Source organism: Streptomyces sp. MS06 (genome assembly GCF_047200655.1).
Classification (GTDB): Bacteria; Actinomycetota; Actinomycetes; order Streptomycetales; family Streptomycetaceae; genus Streptomyces.
Map to the genome: position 1 here is coordinate 1 of NZ_JBJZOJ010000111.1, position 8,417 is coordinate 8,417.

Sequence of the window (8,417 nt, forward strand, 5' to 3'; positions counted from 1 at the left end):
AGACCGGGAGACCGGGAGACCGGGAGACCGGGAGACCGGGAGACCGGGAGACCGGGAGACCGGGAGACCGGGAGACCGGGAGAGCGGGAGATCCGTGAGCGGAGACCGGCGCCCCGGCCGGACCGGCTCGTCAGCACGGCCCGACCCGTGAGTACGGCCCGACCGGTGAGTACGGCCCGATCCGTCAGTACGGTCGGCGCTCCCCCTCCTCCACGACGGAGTTGTAGGCGGCGACCTGGGCCCGCCGCGCCACCCGCTCCACCGGGCGCAGGGCCTCGGCCCGCGCCGCCATCTCCCCGGCGCTCACCGCCCCGCCGTGCCCGTTCTCCCGGGCCAGCGACACCAGCAGTGCCACCCGTCGCGCCAGCTCCAGCACCCGGACCGCCCGCGGCGGATACCCCGGCGCCAGGATCTCCGAGCCGCCCTCGACCCGCGCCCGGTAAGCGTCGACCACGCTCTCCGCACCCGGCCCGGAAGCGGCCACGTCCAGCCGCGTCAGTACCTCGGTCGCCTCCCTCAGCGCCTCCGCCAGCTCACGTTCCGCCTCGCCCAGCGACGGCACGTCGGCCGGCGGTGCCTCCCGAACCGGAAGGCACCGCCACACCACCTCGACGTGCACATCGCCCTCCGGCCCGGCCTCGGAGACCTCCGGGACCAGGCCCAGGCCGGCCCCGTGGCAGACCACCGCCTCCTCGGCGTCGATCGCCCGCCGGTTGAAATCCGGTGGCCCGCTCAGTCCCAGCGGGTGCCCCGCCACCGGCAGCGCGACCCGCAGCCCCGCGACCCCGAGCCCGCGCAGCCGGCCCAGCGCCAGCGTCAGCCCGACGAGGGACGACTCACCCGGCAGCCCCGCCACCCGGTGCACACCGTCCGCCCCCACCACGGCGAGCGCCGCGTCATCAGGTGAGACATATCCGGCAAAGAGGGCGTTGCCCCAAGCGGCGAGGCGTCCAGAGCGCGGTTCCGAGAACATGCCCCCACCCTAAGGACCGGACCGCCGGCACGGCCCGCCCGGCCAGTGGCGTAGATTTCTTCGAGGGCTGCGCCCACCGGCGCGGCGGACCGAGCCACAGGCGTACGCGACAGCCGAGAACGGCACACTGCAAGGGGAGACAACGCGCTCATGAGCGATGTTCTGGAGCTTCAGGACGTATCCGTGGTCCGCGAGGGCAGGGCTCTGGTGGACCAGGTCTCCTGGTCGGTCAAGGAGGGTGAGCGCTGGGTCATCCTCGGACCCAACGGCGCCGGCAAGACCACCCTCCTCAACGTCGCCTCCAGCTACCTCTTCCCCAGCAAGGGCAAGGTCTCCATCCTCGGCGAGACGCTCGGCGAACCCGGCAGCGACGTCTTCGAGCTGCGCCCGCGCATCGGCGTGGCCGGCATCGCGATGGCCGACAAGCTGCCCAAGCGCCAGACCGTCCTGCGCACCGTGCTCACCGCCGCGTACGGCATGACCGCGCACTGGCAGGAGGACTACGAGGAGATCGACGAGCGGCGGGCCCGCGCCTTCCTCGACCGCCTCGGCATGACCGAGTACGTCGACCGGAAGTTCGGCACCCTCTCCGAGGGAGAGCGCAAGCGCACCCTCATCGCCCGCGCGCTGATGACCGACCCCGAACTGCTGCTCCTCGACGAGCCCGCCGCCGGCCTCGACCTCGGCGGCCGCGAGGACCTCGTCCGGCGCCTCGGACGACTCGCCCGCGACCCGATCGCCCCTTCGATGATCATGGTGACCCACCACGTCGAGGAGATCCCGCCGGGCTTCACCCACGTCCTGATGATCCGCCAGGGCAAGGTACTCACCGCCGGGCCGCTGGAACTGGAGCTCAGCTCCCGCAACCTCTCCCGCTGTTTCGGGCTGCCGCTCGTCGTCGAGCAGGTCGGCGACCGCTGGACCGCCCAGGGCCTGCCGCTCTCCTGAGCCCGTCCCACCGGGGCCCTGTCGGCGGCAGGACCCGCGGCTCTACCATGGCACTGTGAACGACATCGACGCCTGGGTGTGGTGGCTCGTCGGGGCGGCAGCACTCGGAATCCCGCTCGTGGTCACCGCGATGCCCGAGTTCGGGATGCTCGCCGTGGGCGCCGTCGCCGCCGCGATCATGGCCGCCTTCGGCTTCCACGCCGTCGCGCAGATCATCACCTTCCTCGCCGTCTCGGTCGCCCTGATCGCCGTGGTCCGCCCCATCGCCTCCCGGCACCGCACCCAGCGGCCCCAACTCGCCTCGGGCATCGACGCCCTGAAAGGCAGACAGGCCCTCGTCCTGGAACGCGTCGACGGCACCGGCGGCCGCATCAAGCTCGCCGGCGAGGTCTGGTCCGCACGCGCCCTGGACAAGGACCGCGCCTACGAGGTCGGCGAAGAGGTGGACGTCGTGGACATCGAGGGGGCCACGGCGATCGTCCTGTGACCCCGCGCCACGGGCGCCCGGGCAACTGAGCGGAACCCCTTACGGGCCATGCGACGGTCTGTCAGACTCGACAGCAAGATCTTCGACAGTCACAAGATCTCCGCAGGTGCCGAGGCGGAGGAGGGGACGGGGAACGACGGTGGAACCGGTCATCATCGTCTTGATCATCCTGGTGGTGTTGGTCTTCATCGCCCTGATCAGGACCATCCAAGTCATCCCGCAGGCCAGTGCCGCCATCGTCGAGCGCTTCGGCCGCTACACCCGGACCCTGAACGCGGGCCTGAACATCGTCGTCCCGTTCATCGACACCATCCGCAACCGCATCGACCTGCGCGAGCAGGTCGTGCCGTTCCCGCCCCAGCCCGTGATCACCCAGGACAACCTGGTCGTCAACATCGACACCGTCATCTACTACCAGGTGACCGACGCCCGGGCCGCCACCTACGAGGTCGCCAGCTACATCCAGGCCATCGAACAGCTCACCGTCACCACGCTCCGCAACATCATCGGCGGCATGGACCTGGAACGCACGCTGACGTCCCGCGAGGAGATCAACGCAGCCCTGCGAGGCGTCCTCGACGAAGCCACCGGCAAGTGGGGCATCCGGGTCAACCGCGTCGAACTCAAGGCCATCGAACCGCCCACCTCCATCCAGGACTCGATGGAGAAGCAGATGCGCGCCGACCGCGACAAGCGCGCCGCGATCCTCCAGGCCGAAGGCGTGCGGCAGTCCGAGATCCTGCGCGCCGAGGGCGAGAAGCAGTCCCAGATCCTGCGCGCCGAGGGCGAGGCCAAGGCGGCCGCGCTCCGCGCCGAGGGCGAGGCCCAGGCCATCCGCACCGTCTTCGAGTCCATCCACGCGGGCGACCCCGACCAGAAGCTGCTCTCCTACCAGTACCTCCAGATGCTCCCGAAGATCGCCGAGGGCGACGCCAACAAGCTCTGGATCGTCCCCAGCGAGATAGGCGACGCCCTCAAGGGACTGGGCGGCGCCATCGGCAACTTCGGCCCGATCACCGGCGGCGGCAACGGGACCCCGACCACCGGCGGCAAGGCCGCCGAGCGCCTCGAGAAGCCCTCCCTCGACTGACCCCGGCGAGCCGGCCGGCACAGGCCCGGGGCCCGCCTTCCGTGCACGGAAGCACGGAAGGCGGGCCCCCAGCTTGTACGGAGACGGGTCCACGCGCCCGAACGGGGACGAGGCGCACCCCTCGTGCACCGGGCGCGGTGGCCCCCGCCGGCCGGTCCGGGCCGGGACTACGCCGCGGCCTGCGCCAGCCAGTCCGGCAGTGCGTCGTAGTCCTCCCGCCCGAGCGCCAGCAGCATCGCGTCCGCCGGCGTCGGCTCGAACGGCTGCCGCAGCAGCGGCATGCCCGCCTGCTCCGGAGTGCGGTCGGCCTTGCGGTGGTTGTCCTCCGCGCACGAGGCCACCGTGTTCAGCCAGCTGTCCTGCCCGCCCCGCGACCGCGGCACCACATGGTCCACGGTCGTCGCCCGCCGACCGCAGTACGCGCACCGGTGCCGGTCCCGGACCAGCACGCCCCGCCGCGACCAGGGTGCCTGTCTTCGGAACGGCACCCGTACGTAGCGGCACAGCCGGATCACCCTGGGCGCCGGTATGTCCACCAGAGCTCCGCGCATCCGCAGTTCGGGGTGGGCCTGTTCGACCACGGCCTTGGCCTGGAGCACCAGAACGACGGCTCGGTTCAGCGTCACCGTCGACAGCGGCTCGAAGCTCGCGTTCAGCACCAGCGTGTCCCGCATACCAGCCCACCTCCCGTGTGCACCGGCCCACCCCCTGGCGGGCTGGGATCAACTCTGGCCGGGCACGCCGAGATGGACAACGCAATAAAAGATGCCCGCCTCCGATCACTTCCAAGACCGGAGACGGGCAAACCTTCGGTGAACGCCGGAATCGAGCGGCCTGCCGCTCAGCTCTCCGCGGGCACCTCGTAGACGCCGATCAACTGGGCCCGCGCCAGGGCATGGAACCGCAGGTTGAAGCCGACGACCGCCGGAGACGCGTCGGAGTCCGGACCGAGCTTCTCCCGGTCCACGGCGTACACCGTGAACACGTAGCGGTGCGGTCCGTCCCCGGGCGGCGGTGCGGCACCACCGAACTCCTTCGTCCCGTAGTCGTTGCGCGCGTGGACGGCGCCCCCCGGCAGGCCGTCGAACCCGCCGCTGCCGGCACCGGCCGGCAACTCCGTCACGGAGGCCGGGATGTCGAACAGGACCCAGTGCCAGAACCCGCTGCCCGTGGGCGCGTCCGGGTCGAAGCAGGTCACTGCGAAACTCCTGGTCTCCGGCGGGAAGCCGGACCAGCGAAGCTGCGGCGAGGTGTTCCCCTCCGCCTGGACCTGGTCGCCCTTGAGGGTCGCTCCCTCCCGGACGTCCTCGCTCGTGACCGCGAAAGACGGCACGGGCGGATGGAAGTCGTGGGGCAGCGGCCGCCTCTTGAGCTCGGTCACCTGGGCACCTCCTGATCGGTTCCGGGGAGATTCCGATGCAGCGGAATCCGTGCTCCCGAGCCTAGTGCCGCAACAGGCGAAGATCGCCCCGTCACGGCGCCCGGCACACCGGGAGCACGCATCGGAAGCCGCTCCCCGAGGGGCCTAGAACCAGTTGCGCTTGCTGCCGACCTCCGACAGCCACTGGTTCAGGTAGGCCGCCCAGTCGGTCCCCTGCCAGTCGTGCAGGCCCACCTGGAACGTCCGGTACGTGTCGCTGCCCTCACTGAACAGCCCCGGCTTCTTGTCCATCTCCAGGACGACGTCCATGGCGTGCTCGTCCGCCACGAAGCTCAGCTCGACCTCGTTGAGGCCCCGGTACTGCGACGGCGCGGAGAACTCGATCTCCTGGTAGAAGGGGAGCGCCTGCCGGGTGCCCCGGATGTGGCCCCGCTCCATGTCGGCCGCCTTGAACCGGAACCCCAACTGGATGAAGGCGTCCAGGATCGCCTTCTGCGCCGGCAGCGGATGGACGTTGACCGGGTCCAGGTCGGTGGAGTCGAAGGCCCGCGCGATCGCCAGCTCCGTGGTCACACCGATGTGCATCCCGCGCAGCGCCTGCCCGTCGATCATCGTGACCGGCGTCTCCCACGGGATCTCCAGCCCGAACGGCACCGCGTGCACGGCGCCCTCCTGCAACTCGAAGGCACCGCCCAGCCGGAGCTTCGTGAACTCGATGTCCTGCTTGTACTCCGAGTCGCTGCTCTCCACCTCGACCCGGGCCTGCAGACCCACCGAGAGGCCCTCGACATTCTGGTTCACGGACCCGCCCTGGATCCGCACCTCGCCCTGGACGACACCGCCGGGCACCACGTTGACCTCGGTCAGCACCGTCTCGACCGAGGCACCGCCGGCCCCCAGGCTCGCGAGCAGCTTCTTGAACGCCATGTCTCTCCCTACTACGCCTCTGTGCGTGCGTCTGATCCCTACAAACGCGATCCGCCCGCGACCGGTTCCGCTCCCTCCCCGGCAGGGGGACACCCCCCGGCCCGCGCGACGGGACCACCCCGGCGGCACCACGGCATGATCGCGACCCCGACCGTACCGCCCGCCGCGGGAGTTCCCCGGCCGGCCTTGCCCGAAGCGGTCACCCCGCACCCGCCGGGCCGACCACCGGCACGGATCGCCGGGCCGGACGTCTGTCCCGCGCCCGGCCGCCGTCCCGGCCCCGTCCCGGCCCAGTCCCGGCCCCGTGCCGGCCCCGACCGACAAGTCTCCCGCGCCACCGGCGAGGACACCGCCTGAAAGAATGACGGCGCGATGCCCGAAACCGAAGACCTCCTGCCCCGCCCGTTCTTCGCCCGAGCCGCCCACGAGGTGGCTCCGGACCTTCTCGGCCATGTCCTGATCTCCGATGCCGGCGGCGATACGGTCGCGCTGCGCATCACCGAGGTCGAGGCCTACGAGGGCGGCGAGGACCCGGCTTCCCACGGCTGGCGCGGCCAGACACCCCGCAACAACTCGATGTTCGGCCCTCCGGGCCATCTGTACGTGTACTGGATCTACGGGATGCATCACGCCGCAAACCTCGTGTGCGGCGCGGAAGGCGAGTCGCACGCAGTGCTGGTGCGAGCGGGCGAGGTGATCGCCGGCACGGCGACGGCTGCCGAACGGCGCCCTGCGGCCCGTTCGCCGCGGGACCTTGCGAGGGGCCCGGGACGGCTCGCCGACGCGCTGGCCATCACCCGCGACCTCGACGGCAGCGACCTCTGCGACCCGGGGTCCGCGGTCCGCGTGGCACGCGGTCGCCCCGTCACTCCGGACCGCGTCCTGAGCGGCCCACGAACCGGGGTCTCCCGCGCTCAGGACGTCCCCTGGCGCTTCTGGACGGCGACGGACCCCACGGTCAGCCCCTTCCGGCGGCACACCGCGCGGCGCCGCGGCCGACCCACGCAGCAGGCCCAGGACAAGCGGGAGGGATGACGTCACCCCGTCCTCGGACCCGGTTCGGCAGGGAACCCGACCCTCGAGCAGGTCGACGTCCGGCCCGCGGAGTACGCACCCCCCGGCGACGCCGAACGGGGCCGGGCCCGAAACCGGGTGTTCCCGTATAAGCACACCGGTGTTCGTGCCCGCGCATCCGGTGGCGCCGTCGTCATCGGCGCCACCGGCATCATCGACCACTCGTTCCACGAGCACTGGAGCGAGGACATCCCCGACCACGGTGTGGTCGGGGGCGTGCTGCACGGCTCGGGGCATGTCCTGTCGGAGACCGGGGACGACTTCGTGAGGCTGGGAAAGGATGTGTGGGGTGGCGTCAAGAGCATCTTCTGAGGTCCCCGCTTCGTCGGCACCGGTCAAGCTCCCCGAGCTGCCGGGACTCGGCACCAGTTGGTGGGAGCGGGGTACCCGCTACCGACTGCGCAGGATCCGGATCGCCGTACTGATGGCGGCGGTGATGGCGTTCCTGTGCTTCGTGGCACTCAGCCTGTACGAGGGTTTCCGCACCGTGCTGCCGCCGGGCGTGCGCGGGGTGTGGGACTGGGCGCAGGTGATCGCTTCCTGCGGGGCGTTGGTCTGGGGCTGGGCGGTGCAGCGGCGTCGTCAACGTGAGGACCTGCTGGACCCTCCGTCGCCCATGGAGTCCCGCAGCCGCAAGCGTGCCGAGAAGGGCCGTGCCGCGAGGCTTGCGTTCGCAGGCCGTGCTCTCCTCGTGCTCGCGGCCCCGGTGATGCCCGCGTTCGCCGCGTTCTGCGTCGGCTGGAGCGCGGCCATGGTCACGGTGCACGAGTTCCCGAGCGAGGTCGGCGCCCGCCGGATGTGGGAAGCACGGCGCGGGTAGCCCGGTCCGTACGCCCGCCCATATCGGAGGTTCCCCCGCGTCCCCGACCCTCGCGCTGAGAGGCGAGGACCCTCCTGGGCGCGGCGGGACACGGCACCGTCCGCCGGGCCGAGCGCCCGTCCCGCACCGGGCCTCTGCGGGACGAGTCGCGAGCCAAGTTGACGCGGTCCTCGAAGGTGCGTAACGTATCCCGAGCCGCTGAACCGGGTACGGCGTTCGCCTGCAGCCGGAGCGGCCATCCACTACCTACGACACACCCTCACCGGGGTCCCTTTTCTCATGCCTGCGTGCATGAATTCGGACTCCGACGACTCGATTATGAGCCGGAGCGGAAATCGGCTAGCGTAGTGAACACCGCAAGGCGGCCCGACGAAAGCCGGAAAGCCCGAGGTCAATCCCGCTGACTGGGAGTCAGGTTCGAAAAGGATCTGATAGAGTCGGAACCGCCGGAAAGGGAAACGCGAGAGCGGGAACCTGGGAAGCACCGAGGAAATCGGATCGGAAAGATCTGATAGAGTCGGAGACACCGAAGGGAAGCGCCCGGAGGAAAGCCGCGAGACAGTGTCTCGGGTGAGTACAAAGGAAGCGTCCGTTCCTTGAGAACTCAACAGTGTGCCAAAAGTCAACGCCAGATATGTTGATACCCCGTCTTCAGCAGTATTGCTGGGGCGAGGTTCCTTTGAAATACACAGCGAGGACGCTGTGAACCGTGGGGAC

At 70.6% G+C, this 8,417-nt stretch carries 10 protein-coding genes; 6 read left to right on the forward strand and 4 right to left on the reverse strand.

Annotation, left to right across the window (positions count from 1 at the left end):
• Positions 1–184: 184 nt before the first annotated feature.
• On the reverse strand, positions 185–973 hold the full coding sequence (locus ACL02U_RS32285; RefSeq protein ID WP_412794564.1) for a hypothetical protein: 789 nt from the start codon (positions 971–973) through the stop codon (positions 185–187).
• A gap of 150 nt (positions 974–1,123) precedes the next feature.
• On the opposite strand from ACL02U_RS32285, the gene ACL02U_RS32290 reads away from it, so the two are divergent.
• The 3 genes from ACL02U_RS32290 (at position 1,124) to ACL02U_RS32300 (ending at position 3,498) form a co-directional block, all read left to right on the forward strand.
• Positions 1,124–1,921, forward strand: coding sequence for an ABC transporter ATP-binding protein (locus ACL02U_RS32290; RefSeq protein WP_412794565.1), 798 nt, complete (start codon positions 1,124–1,126; stop codon positions 1,919–1,921).
• Between the two features lie 55 nt (positions 1,922–1,976).
• Positions 1,977–2,408, forward strand: coding sequence for an NfeD family protein (locus ACL02U_RS32295; RefSeq protein ID WP_412794566.1), 432 nt, complete (start codon positions 1,977–1,979; stop codon positions 2,406–2,408).
• A gap of 139 nt (positions 2,409–2,547) precedes the next feature.
• Positions 2,548–3,498, forward strand: coding sequence for an SPFH domain-containing protein (locus ACL02U_RS32300; RefSeq protein ID WP_412794567.1), 951 nt, complete (start codon positions 2,548–2,550; stop codon positions 3,496–3,498).
• A gap of 167 nt (positions 3,499–3,665) precedes the next feature.
• Here ACL02U_RS32300 and ACL02U_RS32305 read toward each other — a convergent pair whose 3' ends face one another.
• The 3 genes from ACL02U_RS32305 to ACL02U_RS32315 form a co-directional block, all read right to left on the reverse strand.
• Entirely contained in the window at positions 3,666–4,172 is a 507-nt protein-coding gene (locus ACL02U_RS32305) for an HNH endonuclease (RefSeq protein WP_412794568.1), read from the reverse strand.
• Positions 4,173–4,339: 167 nt separating this feature from the next.
• Entirely contained in the window at positions 4,340–4,879 is a 540-nt protein-coding gene (locus ACL02U_RS32310) for a YbhB/YbcL family Raf kinase inhibitor-like protein (RefSeq protein ID WP_412794569.1), read from the reverse strand.
• Between the two features lie 144 nt (positions 4,880–5,023).
• Positions 5,024–5,806, reverse strand: coding sequence for a sporulation protein (locus ACL02U_RS32315; RefSeq protein WP_412794570.1), 783 nt, complete (start codon positions 5,804–5,806; stop codon positions 5,024–5,026).
• A gap of 372 nt (positions 5,807–6,178) precedes the next feature.
• Here ACL02U_RS32315 and ACL02U_RS32320 point away from each other — a divergent pair, with 372 nt between their 5' ends.
• From ACL02U_RS32320 to ACL02U_RS32330, 3 genes are all read left to right on the forward strand, one after another.
• On the forward strand, positions 6,179–6,841 hold the full coding sequence (locus ACL02U_RS32320) for a DNA-3-methyladenine glycosylase (protein ID WP_412794571.1): 663 nt from the start codon (positions 6,179–6,181) through the stop codon (positions 6,839–6,841).
• A 117-nt stretch (positions 6,842–6,958) separates the two neighbouring features.
• Positions 6,959–7,192 carry a hypothetical protein gene (locus tag ACL02U_RS32325; RefSeq protein WP_412794572.1) on the forward strand — a complete coding sequence of 78 codons (234 nt, stop codon included), beginning with the start codon at positions 6,959–6,961 and terminating at the stop codon, positions 7,190–7,192.
• Positions 7,170–7,700, forward strand: a complete 531-nt coding sequence (locus ACL02U_RS32330; RefSeq protein ID WP_412794573.1) for a hypothetical protein — start codon at positions 7,170–7,172, stop codon at positions 7,698–7,700. Before ACL02U_RS32325 ends, ACL02U_RS32330 begins: the two co-directional genes overlap by 23 nt.
• Positions 7,701–8,417: the final 717 nt, after the last annotated feature.

What these genes read in the sequence shown, in the direction of transcription:
- ACL02U_RS32285 (WP_412794564.1), bottom strand. Translation starts at nt 973, where the DNA reads ATGTTCTCGGAACCGCGCTCTGGACGCCTCGCCGCTTGGGGCAACGCC.
- ACL02U_RS32290 (WP_412794565.1), top strand. Translation starts at nt 1,124, where the DNA reads ATGAGCGATGTTCTGGAGCTTCAGGACGTATCCGTGGTCCGCGAGGGC.
- ACL02U_RS32305 (WP_412794568.1), bottom strand. Translation starts at nt 4,172, where the DNA reads ATGCGGGACACGCTGGTGCTGAACGCGAGCTTCGAGCCGCTGTCGACG.
- ACL02U_RS32315 (WP_412794570.1), bottom strand. Translation starts at nt 5,806, where the DNA reads ATGGCGTTCAAGAAGCTGCTCGCGAGCCTGGGGGCCGGCGGTGCCTCG.
- ACL02U_RS32320 (WP_412794571.1), top strand. Translation starts at nt 6,179, where the DNA reads ATGCCCGAAACCGAAGACCTCCTGCCCCGCCCGTTCTTCGCCCGAGCC.